General features: G+C 44.2%; 17 protein-coding genes. 7 read left to right on the plus strand and 10 right to left on the minus strand.

From position 1 onward, the window contains the following. The first annotated feature begins 157 nt into the window (after positions 1–157). Together RTX25_RS00935 and RTX25_RS00940 are read left to right on the plus strand one after the other, a co-directional pair. Positions 158–1,381 carry an FprA family A-type flavoprotein gene (locus RTX25_RS00935; protein WP_312649453.1) on the plus strand — a complete coding sequence of 408 codons (1,224 nt, stop codon included), beginning with the start codon at positions 158–160 and terminating at the stop codon, positions 1,379–1,381. Between the two features lie 9 nt (positions 1,382–1,390). Continuing rightward, positions 1,391–2,059: a DUF542 domain-containing protein gene (locus tag RTX25_RS00940; RefSeq protein WP_312649455.1), complete on the plus strand. Its 669-nt coding sequence runs from the start codon at positions 1,391–1,393 to the stop codon at positions 2,057–2,059. Between the two features lie 242 nt (positions 2,060–2,301). On the opposite strand, the gene RTX25_RS00945 is transcribed toward RTX25_RS00940, so the two are convergent. From RTX25_RS00945 to tsaD, 3 genes are all read right to left on the minus strand, one after another. Further along, positions 2,302–3,681, minus strand: coding sequence for a trypsin-like peptidase domain-containing protein (locus RTX25_RS00945; protein ID WP_312649457.1), 1,380 nt, complete (start codon positions 3,679–3,681; stop codon positions 2,302–2,304). A gap of 268 nt (positions 3,682–3,949) precedes the next feature. After that, entirely contained in the window at positions 3,950–4,945 is a 996-nt protein-coding gene (locus RTX25_RS00950; protein ID WP_312649458.1) for an alpha/beta hydrolase, read from the minus strand. Between the two features lie 5 nt (positions 4,946–4,950). Then, a complete protein-coding gene (tsaD, locus tag RTX25_RS00955; RefSeq protein ID WP_312649500.1) occupies positions 4,951–5,973 on the minus strand; it encodes a tRNA (adenosine(37)-N6)-threonylcarbamoyltransferase complex transferase subunit TsaD in 1,023 nt (340 codons plus the stop codon). A 342-nt stretch (positions 5,974–6,315) separates the two neighbouring features. Here tsaD and RTX25_RS00960 point away from each other — a divergent pair, with 342 nt between their 5' ends. The 4 genes from RTX25_RS00960 (at position 6,316) to RTX25_RS00975 (ending at position 11,306) form a co-directional block, all read left to right on the plus strand. Further along, entirely contained in the window at positions 6,316–6,957 is a 642-nt protein-coding gene (locus tag RTX25_RS00960; protein ID WP_312649460.1) for a RusA family crossover junction endodeoxyribonuclease, read from the plus strand. 245 nt (positions 6,958–7,202) lie between these two features. Continuing rightward, the gene (locus RTX25_RS00965) at positions 7,203–8,891 is read left to right on the plus strand and encodes a CapA family protein (RefSeq protein WP_312649462.1); all 1,689 of its coding nucleotides are present in this window, start codon (positions 7,203–7,205) and stop codon (positions 8,889–8,891) included. A gap of 352 nt (positions 8,892–9,243) precedes the next feature. Then, positions 9,244–10,818: a diguanylate cyclase gene (locus RTX25_RS00970; protein ID WP_312649464.1), complete on the plus strand. Its 1,575-nt coding sequence runs from the start codon at positions 9,244–9,246 to the stop codon at positions 10,816–10,818. Continuing rightward, positions 10,818–11,306, plus strand: coding sequence for a hypothetical protein (locus tag RTX25_RS00975; RefSeq protein WP_312649465.1), 489 nt, complete (start codon positions 10,818–10,820; stop codon positions 11,304–11,306). The genes RTX25_RS00970 and RTX25_RS00975 overlap by 1 nt, the downstream gene beginning before the upstream one ends. 44 nt (positions 11,307–11,350) lie before the next feature. Here RTX25_RS00975 and RTX25_RS00980 read toward each other — a convergent pair whose 3' ends face one another. The 4 genes from RTX25_RS00980 to RTX25_RS00995 are packed head-to-tail and all read right to left on the minus strand — an operon-like array spanning position 11,351 to position 16,433. Next, positions 11,351–12,265, minus strand: coding sequence for an NAD(P)/FAD-dependent oxidoreductase (locus RTX25_RS00980; protein ID WP_312649467.1), 915 nt, complete (start codon positions 12,263–12,265; stop codon positions 11,351–11,353). Positions 12,266–12,282: 17 nt separating this feature from the next. Beyond that, positions 12,283–13,521 carry an imidazolonepropionase gene (hutI, locus tag RTX25_RS00985; RefSeq protein WP_312649469.1) on the minus strand — a complete coding sequence of 413 codons (1,239 nt, stop codon included), beginning with the start codon at positions 13,519–13,521 and terminating at the stop codon, positions 12,283–12,285. Between the two features lie 11 nt (positions 13,522–13,532). Then, on the minus strand, positions 13,533–14,426 hold the full coding sequence (ftcD, locus tag RTX25_RS00990; RefSeq protein ID WP_312649470.1) for a glutamate formimidoyltransferase: 894 nt from the start codon (positions 14,424–14,426) through the stop codon (positions 13,533–13,535). Beyond that, positions 14,427–16,433, minus strand: a complete 2,007-nt coding sequence (locus tag RTX25_RS00995; RefSeq protein ID WP_312649472.1) for a urocanate hydratase — start codon at positions 16,431–16,433, stop codon at positions 14,427–14,429. 283 nt (positions 16,434–16,716) lie between these two features. Between RTX25_RS00995 and RTX25_RS01000 the strand changes: the two genes are divergently transcribed. Further along, positions 16,717–17,337 (plus strand): hypothetical protein, encoded by a 621-nt coding sequence (locus tag RTX25_RS01000; protein WP_312649474.1) that lies wholly within the window; start codon positions 16,717–16,719, stop codon positions 17,335–17,337. Positions 17,338–17,404: 67 nt separating this feature from the next. On the opposite strand, the gene RTX25_RS01005 is transcribed toward RTX25_RS01000, so the two are convergent. From RTX25_RS01005 to RTX25_RS01015, 3 genes are all read right to left on the minus strand, one after another. Further along, entirely contained in the window at positions 17,405–17,866 is a 462-nt protein-coding gene (locus RTX25_RS01005) for a hypothetical protein (RefSeq protein WP_312649475.1), read from the minus strand. 16 nt (positions 17,867–17,882) lie between these two features. Continuing rightward, complete coding sequence (locus RTX25_RS01010) at positions 17,883–18,797, minus strand: diacylglycerol kinase family lipid kinase (RefSeq protein WP_312649477.1); 915 nt, start codon at positions 18,795–18,797, stop codon at positions 17,883–17,885. Between the two features lie 228 nt (positions 18,798–19,025). Further along, positions 19,026–20,549 (minus strand): hypothetical protein, encoded by a 1,524-nt coding sequence (locus RTX25_RS01015; protein WP_312649479.1) that lies wholly within the window; start codon positions 20,547–20,549, stop codon positions 19,026–19,028. Positions 20,550–20,552 lie beyond the last annotated feature (3 nt).

Raw genomic sequence — 20,552 nt, forward strand, 5'->3', positions numbered from 1 at the left:
CAATGCTTTTTTATATATTTCAATCCTCTTCCGATATTTTTAACGAATTTGAAGTTTTTTGTCAAAATTGATGTGTGTCAAATATTTCCTCTTCCGCAGGGTGTATTCTAAGTGCATAGGAAAGAAACACTTTGATTCAACAGGAGGAATATAAACAATGAGAGAAATTGCAGATAAGGTATTTTGGATAGGAAAAGTAGACGACAGAAAGGTACCGTTTCACAGACTGGTTCTGGAAAAAGGAACAAGCTACAACGCGTATCTGATCAGAGATGAAAAGACAGCACTCATCGATACCGTGGATATGCTTTACGGAAAGGAATTCACAGATAACCTTGGCAAGGAAATGGATCTTCTCACCCTTGACTTCATCGTGATCAATCATACTGAACCTGATCATTCAGGCGCACTCGGTTCACTGATCCGAAAAGCGCAGAATGCAAAGGTCGTATGTACAGCATTTGCAGTTTATGAACTTATGGAAATGTACAAGATCGATAAGGAAAGATTCCTGGTCGTAAGGACCGGAGATACCCTCAATCTTGGTACAAAGACCTTAAGCTTCCACGAAACACCATTCCTCCATACAGAAGAGACCATGGTGACTTATCTTGAGGAAGAAAAGATGCTCTTTACCTGTGATATCTTCTCCACACATATCGCAGACAACGACAGACTGCTTGTCTCCGAGCTTGAAGATGAAGATTCCATCCTTGAAGATTTCAAGGTCTACTACAAACTCATCATGGATCCACATAGAAGATATGTCCTTCCAATGATCGACGTAGTGAAGAAGCTCGACATCAGAACCATCGCAACATCCCATGGATATATCCTTGACCAGAATGTTGAAAAGTACATGGGTATCTATGAAGAAGCAGCCCTTCAGTCAAAAGAGAATGTCAAGGCGCTGATTCTATACAACACCATGAGCGGAAACACCAAGAAGATGGCCAGAATCCTTGAAAATGAACTGACCGAGCAGGGATTCATCGTGGAAAGCATCAACACAGAAAAAGCTGAGCTTGAAGAGGTACTGACAAAGATTCAGTATGCAGATGGTATACTCTTTGGAACTTCCACTAAATATGCGGATATCCCCGGAAATCTCGAGGCGATACTTAAGGAACTGAAGGAACTTGAAGTTGAAGGAAAACCGGCTGCCGCATTCGGTTCATACGGATGGTCAGGAGAAGCGGTCGAAGTGGTACAGGATTACCTCGTCGGTGCAGGCATGAAAGCCTTAAGATCCTCCGATGTCATCAAATCCACAGGAATGTCCGACATCTCCTTCCCGCTGAGAGTAAGATTCAATCCCGAAAACAGCACAAACGAAATCAAAGCTGCAGCGTCTGTATTCGCAGATGCCATAAGATTCTAGGAGGATAAGATGAATTTACTTGAAAACAAAATCAATACTCTTGTGAAGGAAGACATCAGAATGGCCAACTTCTTCCAGGACAGGAAACTTGACTTCTGCTGCAACGGCCATCGCTTTCTTGGAGAAGTCCTTGATGAAAAAGGCATGGACAAGGAATCTTTCCTGAAGGATCTTGGCAGCTATATGGATGGACTAAGCGGAAATGGTGAGAAAGAGGATTTCTTCAACCATATGGACAATGAGGAACTCATCGGTCATATCCGTTCAAAGCATCATACCTATACAAGAAACGTACTCAAGGAACTTGACCAGTATGTAGCTGCCATCGTTAAGGCACACTACAGACATGACAAGCCTCTTCTTCTCTCCATCAATGATCTTTACGGAAAGCTCAGAGTCGAGCTCCATGAACATCTGGTCAAAGAGGAAGTGGATCTCTTCCCCCTCATCCTGGACAACCGGATCGAGGAAGCGAAGAAAGAAATTGCAGTAACCGAAGCGGAACATGATGCAGCAGGAAACCTTCTTGCAGAGCTGAGAAGAGTGACCGATGACTATACGCTCCCAGAATGGGCCTGCAATACCTTCGCCGCAGTCTACCATAATCTTCAGGCACTGGAGAGCGATCTCTTCAGACACATCTTCCTTGAAAACTCCATACTGTTCGAAAGAATCTAAGCGATAGAACAATAGATCATATTTAAGATACCCCGAAACTGAAAAACACCCCAACAAAAAAAAGCCAGGACGCACTACCCCGCGTTTCTGGCTTTTCTTTCTCTATAAAAGTTCTAATCCTTAACCGCTTTAAGATCGTGCACCATGAGAAAAACCGGCAGATTCTGCCGGTTTTTCAAGGGATTCCTCATGAATACATAAGGTATGCATAAAGGGGAAATGCAAACACTAAGCGTTCAGTTTTATGGCTTCTCGACAAGAGTCAGATTCAGATCAACATAGCCGCCTTCGCGATAGACCTTGACCACTACCTGGTCTCCTGCCTTTTTCGTATTTTTGATTTCATTGATTTCCTGTACACTTGTGACTTTCTTTCCGTCAAACTCTGTGATGACATCACCCACCACCATGGTGGCTCGAGATGCCGGTGAATCTTCCTGCACTTCAACAACGAGCACACCCGATGGGATATCGTTCTGATCTGCAGTGGATGCATTGATTTCTCTTCCTGCAATACCCACGAGCAGCTGAGCTCTGGAAAGAGCATCAAGTCCATTGATTAAAGTGTTGATCGGAATGGCAAATCCGATTCCTTCTACAGAATCCGTGGAGATCTTTGCAGAATTGATTCCGATGACCTCACCTCTGGCATTGATCAGCGGACCGCCTGAGTTTCCTCCATTGATGGCTGCATCCGTCTGGATATAGTTATATTCTGTATTCCCTACAATAACGGCACGTTCAGTGGCTGATACGATACCCGATGTGACCGTTCCGGCAAAATCCTTCGACAGCGGGTTACCGATGGCGATGACTGATTCACCTACTCGGATATTATCCGAATCACCAAGAGTCACGACTCCTGGGACTTTAACGCTTTCATCCATCTGAAGCACTGCAAGGTCGTTGGTGGCATCAAAATTGACCACTTTGGCTGTTGCTTCTTCACCGGTATAAAGAATAACCCGAATATTTTCTCCACGCTCAACCACATGGTAGTTCGTTGCGATCAGTCCTTCTTCATTCAGGATGAATCCTGTTCCGATACTTTCGGAGTATCCACCCTCAGGATTGAAGAAACTTCCGCCTCCAGGCACCTGAACACTTACTGTAACAACCGCCGGCTGAACCATGCTCACAATTTCAGGGATCGTAAGCCCTTCTTCCTTAAGTTCAGGTGTAAGCACTTGTACCGGAGCTCTGCCGTTATTTTCCCCGATGAGCTGTCCCAGTTTGGACTGGTTGTAGAATGCTGTGCCTGGCAGCACATTATAGGCACTATAAATGCCAAGGGATGTACCAAGAAGAGTAAATATCAGTGCTGAAGCAATGAGAGAAAGTATGGAGAATCTCTTCTTCTTTCTTGGCGCCTCATATTCTCTTGTTCCTTCATAGTAGGATCCTCCGCGATAGACATAGTTCCCATCGCGTCCTTGCTCTCCGTCTCTTTTTTCCTCTGGTCCATAGGATGAACGCTCCGTAGTATGAACATCTCTGTCACTGAACTCTTCCGTATAATCCTGTGTATCGTAATGATCCTGTTCCCGTCCGTTCATCTCATGGTTCATATTTTCCCGATTTTCACTTTCTGGGTTGTAACCATATTTATCCTTATCGTCCATATCCTTATCCTCCTGTTCTCAATTTATAGGTTCATCATAACGAGTCAATGTTACAGAAACGTGTCATGGAAAATAATTTTGTACAAATTATAGATTTTTCCACTTACACAATCAGATTTTACCATTTCTATATTTCATCATAAACCTCAATTCTAAAATGAATCTTATCACTCATACATTCCGTCCTCCCATCAGGCAGAAAAGACCTGAGTAAAGAGAGCGACTCACTTTACTCAGGTCTTTTAATGTTCATCTGTTTCTGAAGGGATTATCTGAAACTTGATCGTATGATCTTATCAAGCATACCATATAGATTAGATGCCACATCCTCCGGTCTCTCCAGAATCACATCCGATACAGAGTCCGGTACGATGAAGACTTCACTTTCGCTGGAATAGGAAAGATAGTTCTCCTGCTGAAACCGCTCACTGTTTCGTCTGCTGGTGATGAGATATAAAGGATGATCTCCCATGAGTCCGGGTTTCACCTCGATACCCGAAGCCGTTGCCATATGATGAAGCTCCGCTTCCATGGTATTCATGTATGCTTTGGACAGTCTGAGATTTGCAAAGAAGTGCATATCATCCTCATTTTCAAGACTCACATCATCAGAAAAATCAAGTATACCCATATTCTGCATAAGTCTTGGCAGCCCTACAGTACCCAGGATTTCTTTGGACGGGAAAGAAGCGCTTCTCATATCTTTATAGCGGACCATTTCATCACTGCCAAGCATCTGGCCTAGAGGATTGATGAATACTGCACCGATAACCTCATCAGGATAGAGATTCAGGTACTCCTGCATGACAAGAGAACCATATTCTTCTCCGACAAGGATAAACTGCATTTTCCATCCGAATCGTCTGAACATGAAATGAAGATCTTCCGCAGTCTCTTTGGGCGTTTTAAGCTCGCCCTTTGTTCCGCCGTAGCCCGGACGATCGTAAAAGAAAAGCCGTGCTTTTCCTTCGAAGCTTTCCATAAGATAGCGCTTATTCAGAATGGAGCTGCCCGAGGCGCTGTCTACAATGACGATATAGTCCCCTTTTCCATATGTCTCATAGTTATACTCCACCTGGTTGACTGTTATGGTATCCCCTGCGACCTCGTCGAGATAGATCTTTGCCTGATACTCCTCATAAAGATAACCGGCGATGAAGAGTGCAAGGATCAGAATGAGGATGAATCGTATGATATTTTTCTTGTTGATCATTTTTCTGAACTTATGCCTTTCCAGGCTGTTTGAATCTACAAAGAAGCTCATCTTTCTTATCTCCCGCCCAAGGAAAGACCTGGTTCTGCATTCAGATCATTGCCGGATATGTTGCCTCGTACAAACTGAAAATATGCAGCACTTCCGATCATCGCCGCATTATCTGTGCAGAGAATCATATCCGGGAACAGGATGCTCACATTTTCTTCTCTGCCTTTTTCAAGAAGTGATTCACGAAGGCTCGAGTTCGATGCAACTCCACCTGCCACAGCGATCTTGTCGAGATTTCTGCTCTTTATGGTCTTCATGGCATTTTCCGTCAGAACGGATACGACTGCATGCTGAAAAGAAGCCGCTACATCGGCTACATTGATCTCGTTTCCTCTCTGCTTCTCCGAATTGATGTAGTTCAGAACAGAAGACTTAAGACCTGAGAATGAAAAGTCCAGAGTGTCTTCATGGAAGTTAGCCTTAGGGAACTTAATGGCATTTCTGTTGCCTTCCTTGGCGATCTTATCGATCTTCGGTCCGCCGGGATAGCCGAGCCCCATAGCCCTTGCAACCTTGTCGAAGGCTTCACCTGCCGCGTCGTCTCTGGTTTCGCCCATGACCTCAAAATCGTCATAGTCCTTGACGTGCACGACAAAAGTATGCCCTCCGGATACAACAAGAGATACAAACGGCGGCACAAGATCCTTGTACTGAATGTAGTTCGCGGCGATATGTCCTTCGATGTGATTGACACCGATAAGTGGAATTCCCAGAGAATAGGCGAACCCTTTTGCAAACTGAAGCCCGACAAGAAGAGCGCCCACAAGTCCAGGTCCGTAGGTCACTGCAACCGCATCGATATCTTCCCTTGAGATCTTAGCTTCTTTCATGGCAAGTTCCACAACACCTGTAATGTTCTCCACATGCTTTCTTGAAGCAACTTCAGGTACGACTCCACCGAATTTCTGATGGATATCGATCTGTGAAGAAATGATATTGGACAGTACGTCTCTTCCGTTTTTTACGATGCTGCATGCCGTTTCGTCGCAGCTGGATTCAATAGCTAAAATATAAACATCTTTCATAATCTCTATCATGGAAACCCTCTTTCTGACAGTTTCCCTGCCTCCTTCATCTATGTTCTGATCCTTTAAAGATCCGGAAATGAAATGTGAATCTTATCGGGTTTCATATTTCACTTACATCAATTTTCTGTAAGGATATGCGTTTAAAACCTCATGTGATTCAATTCGTTTCCCTAACTATGATATTATACCTTCTATAGAATTAATACACAAAAAAACTTAAAAGAAGTTGAATATTTAAGATGAGCAGTATTCCTCTTCCATGTTATAATCAAAAGTGAATGAACGTTCATGAATTAAGACATCAGAGAAGCAGTGACACATCAGGAAAGGAGATCTTCTTCCATGGCAGATTATGCAAAAGTGGTGATTCCCGGAACACCCATCAGTAAATCCAATTTTAAAATGGTCAGTAAGGACGGTCGCTTCTTCATGCCCCATGACACAGGAAGCTACAGCGACCGCTATTCCATATACGAATCGACCATTGCGCTCCTTGCAAGGTCCCAGAATCCGGGCGTCGTATTTACGGAGTCCCTTATCGCCATTTTGAAAGTCTTCTATAAAAGCGAAAAAAGACATCCTGATACCAACAACATCACCAAAAGCATCTTTGACGGAATAGAGAAATCCGGTCTCATCATAAATGATGCTCAGGTGACAAGGATCGTCATCGAAGAATATTATGATAAGGAAAATCCGAGATTTGAGCTGGAGCTCTACAAGGAAAGTGTTTTCCATCTTGACTTTACGGTCTATAAGAGAGAGGAGTCCATCCCCTTAAGAAGTTATGAATCTCCTTCCAACACCAAAGGCAAGTTAAACCGATCAAAGCAGAAAGCGGAGGCTTCAGCAGACTCCAAAGATCAGAAAGTGCAGAAGAAGACCTGCTCCGTCTGCGACAAAGGTCTCACGAAGGGAAACTACATCAGCGGAAATGCAGGAGCCACACTTATCTGCAGAGACTGCTTCTCAAAGCTTATCTAACATAGGACACCTATCTATGTGAGGCTTCATTCCAGTTCGGAAATGGAGCTTTTTTTTCGTCTCTCTTCACCTGATTTTTCTCTTCCTCTGCAGCATCGTCCCCTTTTAAGTTTCAGCACTTATCACATGGATTCTTAATACTTCTGGAATATCTCAGGATTCACATACATCATACGTCAATTATGTTATAATTATCTCGGTTTTGCTTCTATGTAGAACATATTATATTGAAAGAGTTGATCTGATTGCATAAAAGTCGTAAATTCGCCTGGCTCCCACTTCTGGTCGTCGCGCTCTTCATCATTATCTCAGGGTCACTATTCGGTCTGAAAAACCTGGAACGGGCAGAAGGAATCACAGGTGCTAAAGATACCTTAGCTGAAAAAGAAAGCATCGACCCCTATGAAGCCCTCATCATTTCTGAGGAACAGAGCATTGCGAGACTCAGTCAGGATCTGATATTCAATAAAGGCCTCGCCTCTGATTTTGAAGGCGAATCCCTCAGCATACGAAAAGAACAGAATGAAAAGCTCACTCCAGTGGAAAGAAAATGGGATATCCCCTTTGTCTCACTTGAACTCATGTCCCATCTGCTTGACTATGAAATGAGTTGGACAGTTAAAGATGAAGAAATGGTCATCCTGAAAAATACAGAAGAAGGTCAGATCAGAGCTGTGATCGCTTCCGGAAAAAGAGAGATCCTTGTTGAATTCGAGGATGAACATATCTATCAGAAAGATGTGCTTCTTACCGCCGAGCCTTATTTCAGTCAGGCGAATCATCTGATGGTTCCGCTGAAAGATCTTTTGCAGATTACGGGCTATGATATTGCCTTCGCAGGCGGAGACATGGTCGAAATCGGAGCACCCATGGAAGACAGCGTAAAATACCATCTACTCGGCTTCATTGAAGACAACGGCAAAATGGAACTGGAAGGTTATTTTGAAAAACTCAGTCAGAGTCAGGAGAAGAAGGAAATCAATCTGATTCTTCTTGGTGACATGGGCCTGGGAACGGGATTCGGCAGAAAGAATCCTTTTGATGAAAAATGGCAGAAATATGGAGGCGCTCACTTCCTCACATACCTGAAAGAGGATTTTGATGCTGCCGATATGGTCATCACAAATCTTGAGAATGTATTTACAGAGAGAACTGCTCATCAGCCGGGGAAAATCTATACCTACAAAGCTCATAACATCGATTATCTTGATGTCCTATCTGAAGGAGGCATCACTCATGTGAATGTAGTCAACAACCACATGGTGGATTATCTTCAGGAAGGCTTTGACGACACCCTCGACCATCTGGATGAATATGGCATCGAATATTTCGGCACCAATCTTTCCAGAACCGAAAATATCGAAATCGGAAATGTGAAGGTGGATAAATACACCGTATTCGAAAAAGACGGATTCAGAATCGGGATGCTCGGTTATCTGGGCTTCAATTCAAGCTTCGTCTCTGACGAAAAGATAGAGCAAGACATCCGGATGATGAAGGAAACGGAAAAAGTCGACTACATCATCGCAGCTATGCACTGGGGCGGTCAGGATACCCATGAGGTTTCCTGGAAACAGCGCAGCATGGGACAGAAGCTTATAGATATGGGTGTTGATCTTGTCTACGGAAACCATCCTCATGTGTTGCAGGAAGTGGAGATCTATAACGGAAAGCCCATCTATTACAGCCTGGGAAACTTTCTCTTCATCGACTATAAAGGGGCAAAAGATCCTGATGGTATGATGGTGAAGTTAAGACTCACAAAAGATAAAAACGGCGAAATTCAAGCACTCTTTGCCCACAACCCCATCCTCTGGAGTGGGGACAAAGCACTCAACACCTATATGCCCAGACATATGGACGACGCCGACATGAGAAAACGCGCACTGGATAAACTTAAAATCGACACTTCAGAACCCATGGAGTTCAGGTAGTCGCAAAGAAATCCGATATTATTTATTAGATCATTCAGTATAAGGCATCTCTGCTTCCTTGAACCGGGAAGTGCAGATGCTTTTTTTTCATATGAAATCAGTTCTAAAGATGGAATATTTTCGGATCTCTATTTTTATCCGTTATGTTCAGCACTGACCCTATACAGATGATTCTCCATGATCGTCTCTCAGAAGTTCATCAGGCCAGTTTCTGATATTCATTTATACCGTTATAGGATTATGTGATCTTTCCCATGAAAACCTTTTTATCCTTATAGCAATACACTACTATAAATGATAATATGAATAAGACTGAATCAGGCAGGCATTTCATCATGATGGGAGGATTATCTTGAAACTCAACAAAGTTATACTGTATATCTTTATCCTGTTTTTACTGATCCTTGGTTTCATTGTGGAGGGAATCGACGTCAGAAGTGATACAGTCATTCTGCTGTTTTCCTGTTCCCTGGCCCTTCTGATCAACTACATGAAAAGCTACAGACCTGAACTTCATAAACCTGCGATCATTACGGGGTCTTTGCTCGTCGTGGTCTTCGCCGTGATCATACTCGGACAGGAGAGCTCACTCAGCCACCTTCTGTTCCTGTTTCCCATTACGATCATCACTCTTGGTTATGGTCTTTATGGAGGTGTGATGCTGTATTTTCTTTCCATCATTATACTGTTACTCAACAGCAGATGGCATCAGATTCCTTATGCGCAGTTTCAGATCGACAGTCTCGTTCTTGGGCTGTCCTCCTTGGGCCTCATCTTCATTTCCGTTCAGCTTTATCAGCTTACCGACAAGAATGAAGAGTGGCTGGAGAAGCTTCATATCAAAATCAATGAAATGTCCCTTTTAAGAGAAATCACAACTTCCATGCAGACTGCATCGGATATAAGTAAACTTGATAAAATCGTTCTTACTACACTCACTGCCGGTTACGGACTCGGTTTCAACCGGGCAGTCGTCTTCCTTGTGGATGGAGATGAAATCATCGGACAGAACGCCATCGGACCCTCTACAAGAGCTGAGGCCTATCGGATCTGGGGCAAAGTCGTGACCAGCCAGCCCACTCTCCATGATGTCATTGAATTCCATGTAGACAGTGATCTTAAGCTTCTGGATACAGTGAAGGATGTTAAGCTCAGTCTGAGAGATGATCGCTCAAATCCGATTGTCAGGTGCTGCAGAGACAAATCTCCTCTTCTGATCAGAGGCGCAGACCCTCAAGATTTCGGTGAAGATCTTGGTAAACTGAACTTTGAAAACTATGCACTTGTACCCATGATTGCAAAGAATATCGTTGTCGGTGTACTGCTCGTGGATAACCGGTTCAACGAAAAACCCATCACTGACGATGATCTGGATACCCTGATCACTTTTGCCGGACAGTCCGCACTCGCCTTTGAAAACATCAGGCTTTATGATCGGATCAGAAAACTTGCCATTACTGACGAGCTTACGGGAATCTACAATCACAGATTCTACAAAGAAACCATCCATGAACTGATGATCAACAGAAAACCTTTCTCGCTCATGGTCATCGATGTGGACGATTTTAAACAGTTCAATGAAAACTACGGTCATGCAACAGGAGATAGGGTGCTTGCTGAGGTGGGTAAAATACTCAAAAAGGCTGCAGGCGCAAGCGGTTCCGCTTTCCGTTATGGAGGCGATGAATTTACCATTATCCTGCAGAATACGGATCGAAAAGAATCCCTTGAGGTTGCAAAATCCATTCAGAGCTCCATCCGCGATATCGCATTTGATGTGGTATCAAGCACTCTGACGCTAAGCATAGGCATTGCCCAGTATCCGAAGGATGCTGTAACCGAAGCTGAACTTTTTGTAACCGCAGACAGAAAACTGAAAAACGCCAAAGACAGCGGGAAAAATACAGTAGCCTGGGAGGTGGTCTGATGGTCATCACAGGAATATCACTCATACTTTTTCTCATCCTGGTCTATAAAGTGAAGCTTTTCAACCTGGATGGAGACATCGAAAAGAATATGATGCCCAAAGATGCGGAATTCACCATTGCCGCTATGCCTTTCAGGGTGGAGAGAATTGTATATTACGTCACCGCACCAAATCCCACCTTCGGTATGGATGAAATGCTCAGGAACAGACTTTCGGTGGAATATGTCAGGAAAATGGCCTTCGACAGTCATCCCATAGCCATTCAGGTGTATTATGAAAATGGAAAAGAGCGGAAGATGGTTGCTGAAATACTCAGTCATCGTTTCGATGTGCCTTACCTCGACAGCCTCTACGGTGAAAACCTCCTGACCCAGAAGGAATATGAATATCTGAGACTCTATAAGTACAACCATCCATCCACCATCGATCTCCTGAGGGAAGAGGTGGCAAATAAACTGAGACCGCATCATCCTCTTCAGGTGGTCTAGGCGTAAAAAGAAGCAGTATCGTGCTACTGCTTCTTTTTATTGTCCTATTTTTCCTGTGCAGGTTTTTTGAGATACTGTGCTGCAGATTTTCCGGCAGCCTTACCTTTATCGATCACCACATCGAGATCATAGGAGACTTCATCGGCATTACCGGCCACATACATCCCCATATCATCCATACCTCTTCTGAACTTCTTGAAAAGCCGTTTGGAAGGGTCAAGGCCCACGGACAGGAGCAGTGAATCACAAGGCAGAAACTGTTCTTCACCTTCAGCATTTTTGATTCTTACCCCTTCGATTCTTCCGTTTTCCTTGATCTGTATGATCTTCGTGCTGTAGAGCATGCGTATTTCACTGAAGTCCTTAAGATCTTCCCTGTAGCCGTAATCATCCTTCTGTCCCTTGCTGGGTTCAATGATGGTCACATCCTTGGCACCCTCTATGACAAGCATTTTTGCCAGATACAGACTGTTGATGTCCTGGCTGTAGATGACGATATGCTTTCCGGGAAGGTAACCGGCATTGACGATCAGTTTTCTGGCAGACCCAACCGACATGATTCCAGCAGATTTGTTGGAGGAGATATTCAGTTCTCCTCTAGGTCTTTCTCTTGCACCTGTTGCAAAAACGATGGACTTTGCCGTGACCTCGTTTACGCCTTCAGCACCTGAGACATATTTGACGCTCTTATCCCGTTTGACATCCAGAACCAGTGCGTTAAGTTTGACCTCGATGTCATTGTCTCTTACTTTGAATTTCAGATCTTCTGCCACCTCAATACCTGTAACGCCATCTTCCATGAATCCATGACCAGCTTCGATCAGTTCATTGAGGATTCCGCCAAGATTCTCTTCCCGGTCCAGAATGAGAATATCTCTTACGCCTTCTTCTTTTGCAGTAAGTGCGGCATAGATTCCGCTTGCACCTCCGCCTATTACGATCAGATCATAATCCGTCATGTCTTCAACTCCATTCCTTATTTCCTGTGTATTATCTTACCTCTTTTTATGGTGGTTGTCACCAGATTCATCCCGAAGTGATAGGTCAGAAATCTGTAGGAAGGAGCATCAATCAGGATAAGGTCTGCATCTTTCCCCACTTCTATCGTTCCGATCCGATGTGCCCGATCAAGTGCCGATGCGCTGTTTAAAGTGACAGCCGTCAGAGCCTCTTCCGGACTCATGCCCATCTTAAGACATCCTAAGGAGAGCATAAGAGGAATCGAAAAGGAATAGCAGCTTCCAGGATTGTAATCTGTCCCCATGGCAACGGGTAGGCCCATATCGATCATTTCCCTTGCCCGCGCAAAATCTTCCTTGAGTGAAAATGCGGTTAGAGGGAGAAGTACCGGAATGACGCCCTTCTCCTTCATCATTCCAAGTCCTTCATCATTAGCCTTCAGTAGGTGATCTGCGCTCGTCAAAGAGAGCTCGGCCGCTAAAGCCGCACCGCCTAGATCATTGATCTCATCCGCGTGGATTTTAAGCTTAAGCCCCATGTCTCTCATCTTCTTGAGATATTCTCTTGAATCCTCCACACTGAATACATTCTTTTCGGTGAAGATGTCCCCGAATTCTGCAAGATTTTCGTCAATCACCTTCGGAAGAACTTCATCCACCATATAGTCAAGAAATGCCTTGTCTCTACCCTTATATTCCATGGGAATATCATGGGCACCCATGAATGTCGATACCACTTCAAGAAGACCTGCTTCATTAAGTTCCCGTGCAACGCGGAGCTGCTTCAGCTCCGTTTCCCTGTCTAGGCCGTAGCCGCTCTTTGCTTCAACGGTTGTAATACCCATTTCCGCCATGGATTTCAAAGTCTTCATTCCATTTTCAAGAAGCTCATTAAAGCTCGCCTCATGGGTCTTCCTGACGGTATACTTGATTCCTCCGCCCTTCTCCATGATCGCCATATAGCTTTCGCCCCTCAGCCTCATGCTGAACTCCTCTTCTCTTGTACCACCGAAAACCAGGTGCGTATGAGGATCGACAAATCCCGGAAGAAGTGTCTGGCCCGTTGCGTCAAGAATATCGGCATCCGGGGCTTCCTGAAGGAGCTCCTCCTGACCGATCCTATAGATCTTTCCTTCTCTTATGAGCACCCATGGATTTTCAATCTCAAGGATCTCTCCCATCTCTTTTCCGCCACGTGGTTTACTGCCGGTGCTTGTAGCAAGGCTTGCAAGGTTCCTGATGAGTAAATCTTTCATAACATTCTCCTTTATTCTGCCAGCTTGTTCTCCAGAATCTGATCGGAAGTGAAATTCTCGATCCCCATATAGTATTCAACTGAATCGATCAGCGCCTGCTGAGGGACAAGACCGATGATCTCAGTCCCCACAACGCTTACGCCGTATCGCTTCGCTTCAAATCTTACAGTCTCCAGTGCGCGGTAGATTGAGGTTTTTGTATAGTCTGTAAGGTTCATGGATACCTGAGCGATGTTTCTGTCCTTTAAAAACACGCCCATTCCCTTAACATATCTGAGTCCTCCTCCGATATGTCTCACCTTTTTTGCGATGGCATCAGCAATGGATACATCTGAAGTATTGAGGTTCACATTGAACGCCACAAGAGGCATTCTTGCCCCGACAGCAACGACACCAAAGGATTCATGCGGTGCCTTGGGTCCGAAATCGCTCATCCATTTCTCTTCGGTCATCTTCTCCTTCATTCCTTCAAACTGTCCTTTTCGGATGGCTGCAAGGTTTTCTCTGTGGGCCGCGCTTGCACTTCTTTCATAAAGGAACACAGGAATATCAAGCTTCCCGATTTCTTCTGCCACTTCCTTGGAGAGAAAAACAGCCTCTTCGATGGTAAAGTTCTTTATGGGAATAAAAGGAATGACATCACAGGCGCCCATTCTTGGATGTTCTCCTGTATGGCTGCGAAGATCAATATTCTCCTTCGCCACTTTCACTGAAGATATAACCGCTTCCTTAACGGCATCAGGTTCTCCCACAAGTGTCACAACAGTTCTGTTGTGGTCCTTGTCGCTGGAATAGTCCAGAAGCTTTACACCGTCTTTACCTCTGAAACAGTCAACAATTTTTTCGATGATCTCCTTGTCTCTACCTTCACTGAAATTCGGTACACATTCTACAATTCTTTCCATTTATTTATCCTCCAATAATGCTTCTATTATATGGTCTTCCGGTATTCTTGGGATGGTGATCTGACCTTTGCCTTCTTCATTGAACTTCACACTGGTTTCCATGGCATGTATGTTTCTTGCCCAGGACCTTCTTGCGACTCCGCCCATGACATCCCAGGGCATGGCCATCTTCAGTATGGTATCCACGCGCTCACTGCCGTCCAGAACCATTCCGAAACCTCCGTTGATGGATTTCCCTATACCCACTCCGCCGCCGTTGTGAAGGGCGATCATGCTCATTCCGCGGGCAGCATTTCCTGCGAAGCACTGTACAGCCATATCAGCCATGATATTGGAGCCGTCCTTGATGTTTGCGGTCTCTCTGAAAGGGGAGTCTGTGCCGGATACATCATGATGGTCTCTGCCAAGCATGATCGGTCCCACTTTCTTCTCCCTGATCATACGGTTGAACTCCAGTGCGATCTTCAGTCTTCCGTCAGCATCCTGATAGAGAATTCTAGCCTCTGTACCCACAACAAGCCTATTTTTCTTCGCATCTCTGATCCAGTTGTAATTGTCCATATCCTGTGCTCTTCTGTCCTTGTCTATGCAGTCCATGGCGCACTTGTCGGTAAGTTCCAGATCTTCTTTCTTTCCGGACAGACATACCCATCTGAAGGGTCCGTAGCCGTAGTCAAAGAGTTCAGGTCCCATGATGTCTTCCACATAGGATGGGAAGATGAAACCGTCTTTCTCGTCGATGCCGTTTCTGGAGATTTCTTTCACACCTGCATCATAGACGGCTTTCATGAAGGAATTTCCGTAATCGAAGAAATAGGTTCCTCTGGCATTAAGTGTCCTGATCAGCTCAAAATGCTTCACTAGTGTCTCATCCACAAGTTTTCTGAAGGTTTCTCTGTCCTCTTCCAGAAGTTTTGTCCTTTCCTCGAAGGTGATGCCCGATGGACAGTACCCCCCATCATAAGCCGCATGACAGCTTGTCTGATCTGAAAGGAGATGAATGGTCTTGTGTTTCTCCACAGCATAGTCTAGAAGATCCACAATATTTCCATGGAAAGCGATGGAAAGCGCTTTCTTTTCCTTCATGGCTTCTTCGGCGATCCTGAAAGCTTCCGCCGGCTCTTCAGATACCACCTGAACCCATCCCTGATCGGTCCTTGTTCTGATTCTTGAAGCATCCACTTCTGCAACGATGGAAACGGCCCCTGCTATGTCGCTGGCTTTTGGCTGAGCACCGCTCATTCCCCCAAGTCCTGAAGAAACAAACAGATATCCTGCCAGATTGTCCTCACCCTTCAGCCCAAGCTTCATTCTACCTGCATTGATGATGGTATTGAAGGTTCCATGGACGATGCCCTGGGGTCCGATATACATAAGACCACCGGCTGTCATCTGGCCGTAGTTTGCAACGCCCATCTGCATGGCGTAATGCCAGCTTTCCTGATTGTCGAACATGCCGACCATCATGGCATTTGTGATGATGACTCTTGGTGAAAATTCATGACTTTTGAAGATTCCAAGGGGATGTCCTGATTCAATGACAAGGGTCTCATCGCTTCTTAGAACTTCAAGATATTTTTTGATCAGAAGATACTGCATCCAGTTCTGGCAGACCTGTCCCGTTTCGCCATAAGTGACCAGTTCATAGGGATAAAGGGCTACCTCGAAATCCAGATTGTTGTCCATCATGACCTGTATGGCTTTTCCTTCAATGCAGCTTCCCCGATATTCATCAATGGGTCTGCCGTAGATTCTCTCTGTCGGCCGATAACGGTATCCGTAGATTCTGCCGTAGGTCACAAGCTCCTCATAGAACTCTTTCGCCATCACTTCGTGATGCTCCTCTGGAATATATCTCAGGGCATTCATGAGAGCAGTCTTAGTGTCCTTTCTGCTGAGATTGTATCCACGATTGGGTGCTCGTCTGATTCCCTTCTGAAATTCAGGATATGGAGGCAGTGCGCCTTCCAGTTTAACTTTCATGGACTGACTGTTTTTATCATTCATGTACGGTTATTCCCCCCTAAAAACGTTTTCGCTCATATCTCCATTTTAGCCTGAAATCCCTAAAGTTTAAACACCTCACTGCAGAAATTACCTTAAAACTGGGGTTCTTCCTTGAATAATCTCGGGTAGCGACAGATGTCCTGAAAACGAGAACATAAACAATCAGGCTGCATCATATAGATATCCTGCACAAAGAAAAATGAAATTCTAAAGGAAATTTAACACAGTTTTAATCCAATACAGTTATTCTTTAAACAAATAGAGAAAGAGGAGGCATTCATTTATGCGTAACAGAACATCCTACTATATAGGACTGATCCTGATCATCATCGGTGGTGCAGCACTATACAACGCACTGTTTTTAGATAATCTGTTTTCCATGAGAAATCTGTGGCCGCTGTTCATCCTTCTACCGGGTCTTTTCCTGGAAATTGATTATTTCACGAATTTTAAAAGAAGAGATGCCAGTGTACTGATCCCAGGAGGAATACTGACGCTGACCGGTTCATTTTTTCTGATCAAGCAGTTTCTGCCCATTATGGACAGCATGTCCAGTCCGATATTCATGGTCATCCTGGGTCTTGCACTTCTTCAGTACTATGTTGCAAAACCGAAGGACAGAGGAATACTGGTTATTTCCCTGGCGCTCATTCTCATCGGCGTATTTCTTGGATACGGCAGATATCTCGGTGAATTCCCATACTGGCTGAATTTCAATACCGTAAGAGCATTTGTCATACTTCTTCTTGGTGTGTATCTTGTCTTCAGAACTTCAACCCGTGACAGAAAACCGGATTCAACCTACAGACCGAAAGAAACCTACAAAAAGGAGAATGTCACAAGAACATCTGAATCACCTAAGGAGAATTATTCCGCCACAGTCAATCAGGATCGTAAAGAATAAGACCATCTAAAAGGGCTGGTGCGATGCACCAGCCCTTTTACTGTCCTGTCATGATTATCCTGATTGGTTATTCTTCTTCTTTCCAGGTCATTTCGTCAATGACGATTCCCCCCACTTTATCCTTTTCAGAATAGAAGTGATCGGCATCCCCATAGACTCTGGTTTCTGTTGTGACCACAGAACTTGCCTTGCTCTTGATGTCTTCTCTGATTTTTTCCAGGTCTATTTTCGAGAGGCTTTCTTTAAAGTCCTTGGCTACACCTTCAGCTTTATCTTTGAAATCCTGGATATCCTTCTCCTGTACACGTACATGGACTTTTTTGATGTTTTCGTCCAGGAATTTTTCCACATTTCTGCCTGTTCCTTCGCTTTTATCCCTAGCAGCCTTGATGGTCTTATATGCCAGAGACTCATTGCCCAGCTTCAGTGCCAGCAGTCCTAAAGCTTCACCTGAGACGGTCATAACGTCGCTTGTGAGCTTACCTGCTTTTTTTGCGATATCTTCGATTTTTCTGTTTTTATCATCCATGATTATCACCCCTATTCTAAAATGTGGTTCTCGGTATGATGAATTTGATCTTCGCATCTTCCAGTCTGAAATGAGCTTCACGCCTTGCTTCCAGCTCACCATCGATATTGATGTATACCGGTTCATCCGCGTAAAGATCAATGGTCTTTGCCCTAAGGAGAGTGACTTCCTCAAGGTCCATATGTTTTCCAGGAACCGCTTTGGGCAGAAACTTTATGATTTTCGCTCTGCTGATGTCTCTTACAAGCAGGACATCCAGAAGACCATCCTTCAGATCGGCTTCCGGTGCAATCTTGATTCCGCCTCCGTAGTACTTGCCGTTAGCAATGGCCACCATGAAAGCTTCCGTATTGATTTCCTGCTGGTCGATGACCATCTTGAGATTGAGATTCTTGAAATCCTTCGCAGTATCCAGAACGGAAGCAAGATAGGCAAACTTGTTCGGCAGATACTTTCTGTTCTTGAACTTCTCGACATTGTTCACCACAGAAGCATCAAAGCCCATGGATGCGATGTTGATGAAATATCTGCCATCAACTGATGCCACGTCCAGCTCCTCTTCACTCCCAAGGACCGTATTCATGAGTATTCTTCTTCTATCGAACTTTGTAACCAGACTTTTGATAAAATCATTTCCTGATCCGCCAGGAATACATCCAAGCGATGAATTTGAACCCATCATACCGTTCAGGACTTCATTTAAAGTACCATCTCCACCTACTGCATAGATTCTGTAATCGCCCATTCGGGAATATTTTCTGGCGATTTCTGTTGCATGACCTTCTTCCTTGGTATATACAATCTCATATGAGATATCCTGATATTTAAGTTTCAACTCGTTGAAGAGTTTATGTATTGTATTGGTCATTCTTAAGGCAATTCCGTTGCCGGCCACTGGATTAACGATGAATAAATGCTTAACTGTTCCCATAATCTACCTCGAAATTCTTAATCACCTGGCTATCTGCCAAATCTTGTCAAATACATTGTATACTAAATATTGTCTTTTGTTAATTTATAATTTTTTCCTTAAAGAAAAATTAAAGAGCTGGTAGAAAATCGCCCATTATGATGATCATCCTTCCGATGATGTCGAAAAAGCGGCTCATGGAATAGTGATGACTCACTTCCCCAAAAGCCGCTCCTCTATATTCTCTTTCTATCTGCGATTCTGCACAAAGATGATTTTTCGTCCCTGTTTTGATGCCACATCCGTCCATCTCTTCACGAATTCACCTCTAGCCCATTCAGCCATGATGATCTGTTCGTTTTCCTTGATTTCAATTGCCTGAAGAGGTTCTCTGCTGATTTTATCTACACCTTCGATCTTATACATCAGGAGATACTGAGGTGTACGGACCAGCAGGAAACTGTTTCCAGGAGCATTGAATGCATCTATTGCCTGAGGGACACTTTCCTTCACCTTTGCCCAAGGTACGGTCAGATCATCATAAGTCACGATATTTTTTGTAGGCTTAAGCGCGATCGGCACTTTATAGAGTGTATCCTCATTCTGCTCCTCAAGAGTGAATCTTGATTCCATCATCCAGTAACCATAATGTCTTCTCAGAATAAAATTGCTTAAGATCGATTCTCTTGGTATCGGAGCAAGCTTAAGTTCTTCATTTCTCTGGATCACCTGATTGAGAGAGTTGATGAAGGCTGCAGCTCCTTCTTTAGGATCAAGTTCATTGATGTTGACAGGATTGTAGCTGTTATAGCCGTCTACTGAAATGGTCATTGCATCTTGCATCAGCTCTCTGTCTGTTTCATCCTCGGAAGCGGCAAGCACACTCACATAGTTGTTGCCTACAAAAGTGACATCAAGATATCTGCTCGGATAAGCGTAATCCATTTTTCCTTGAAGGTTACTGGGTGTTCCTGTTATCGCATAAATGTTCAGTCTTTCCTTTTCCACACCTTCGATTTCTTCTCTGACCACTTCCAGCTTCCAGAACTCTTTTCTCGGGAAGAGGATATCATCAATCTCATATACTTCCTGAGTCTCACCGTCGTTTGTGATCCACAAGGTTCTATAGCCGGAAATTCCAGTCTCTTCATCCCGGTCTTCTCTCAGTCCTATGAGTACACCTGCAATGGGTTCAAAGAAAGCATCTTCTTCAGCAATCGGTTCATCATTTTCACCAAACTGCACAATCTCCGCATTTTCATCTATCCCTTTGCCTGCGTCCCCAGCCATAACGGCTTTCTGCAGTTTGATCAGGTTGTTCCCTTTTACAACAGCGATGTTGTTGTCGTCCAGCTTGAATACTTCATAAAATGATCTGTCGGTGGTGGAAATACGGACCACTTCCATATTTTCATTGGTGATCCTCAGCCTGGATGGATTCACACGATACTTCTCAAGAAAATAATCGAATGTATTCACAAGCTTTGAAATATATCTGGGGGCTTCCACTTTTTCAGGGCCGATCTGAGCACCGTTAAGATTAAATTCAGCCGTGAAGTTTCTGAAATTCGTCTCATCGACAAATTTACCCTCTTCCAGATTGATGACATCTCTATAGACATAATGTCCTTCAATGGAAACTCCTGTAGACTGCGGCTTCAGTACACTTGCCTTCACATCATTCATCCCGAATCTGCATCCGGTTAGGGCGAAAGAAAGAAGGATGCCCATAATGAGAATAATTCCCTTTTTGATCCGTTTTCCGTTATTCATCTT

The organism is Proteiniclasticum sp. (assembly GCF_032054185.1).
Classification (GTDB): Bacteria; Bacillota; Clostridia; order Clostridiales; family Clostridiaceae; genus Proteiniclasticum.

What these genes read in the sequence shown, in the direction of transcription:
- RTX25_RS01015 (WP_312649479.1), bottom strand. Translation starts at nt 20,549, where the DNA reads ATGAATAACGGAAAACGGATCAAAAAGGGAATTATTCTCATTATGGGC.
- RTX25_RS00975 (WP_312649465.1), top strand. Translation starts at nt 10,818, where the DNA reads ATGGTCATCACAGGAATATCACTCATACTTTTTCTCATCCTGGTCTAT.
- RTX25_RS00945 (WP_312649457.1), bottom strand. Translation starts at nt 3,681, where the DNA reads ATGGACGATAAGGATAAATATGGTTACAACCCAGAAAGTGAAAATCGG.
- RTX25_RS00940 (WP_312649455.1), top strand. Translation starts at nt 1,391, where the DNA reads ATGAATTTACTTGAAAACAAAATCAATACTCTTGTGAAGGAAGACATC.
- RTX25_RS00935 (WP_312649453.1), top strand. Translation starts at nt 158, where the DNA reads ATGAGAGAAATTGCAGATAAGGTATTTTGGATAGGAAAAGTAGACGAC.
- RTX25_RS00995 (WP_312649472.1), bottom strand. Translation starts at nt 16,433, where the DNA reads ATGAATGATAAAAACAGTCAGTCCATGAAAGTTAAACTGGAAGGCGCA.
- RTX25_RS00950 (WP_312649458.1), bottom strand. Translation starts at nt 4,945, where the DNA reads ATGAGCTTCTTTGTAGATTCAAACAGCCTGGAAAGGCATAAGTTCAGA.
- RTX25_RS01010 (WP_312649477.1), bottom strand. Translation starts at nt 18,797, where the DNA reads ATGGGAACAGTTAAGCATTTATTCATCGTTAATCCAGTGGCCGGCAAC.
- ftcD (WP_312649470.1), bottom strand. Translation starts at nt 14,426, where the DNA reads ATGGAAAGAATTGTAGAATGTGTACCGAATTTCAGTGAAGGTAGAGAC.
- RTX25_RS01000 (WP_312649474.1), top strand. Translation starts at nt 16,717, where the DNA reads ATGCGTAACAGAACATCCTACTATATAGGACTGATCCTGATCATCATC.
- hutI (WP_312649469.1), bottom strand. Translation starts at nt 13,521, where the DNA reads ATGAAAGATTTACTCATCAGGAACCTTGCAAGCCTTGCTACAAGCACC.
- RTX25_RS00960 (WP_312649460.1), top strand. Translation starts at nt 6,316, where the DNA reads ATGGCAGATTATGCAAAAGTGGTGATTCCCGGAACACCCATCAGTAAA.
- RTX25_RS00980 (WP_312649467.1), bottom strand. Translation starts at nt 12,265, where the DNA reads ATGACGGATTATGATCTGATCGTAATAGGCGGAGGTGCAAGCGGAATC.
- RTX25_RS01005 (WP_312649475.1), bottom strand. Translation starts at nt 17,866, where the DNA reads ATGGATGATAAAAACAGAAAAATCGAAGATATCGCAAAAAAAGCAGGT.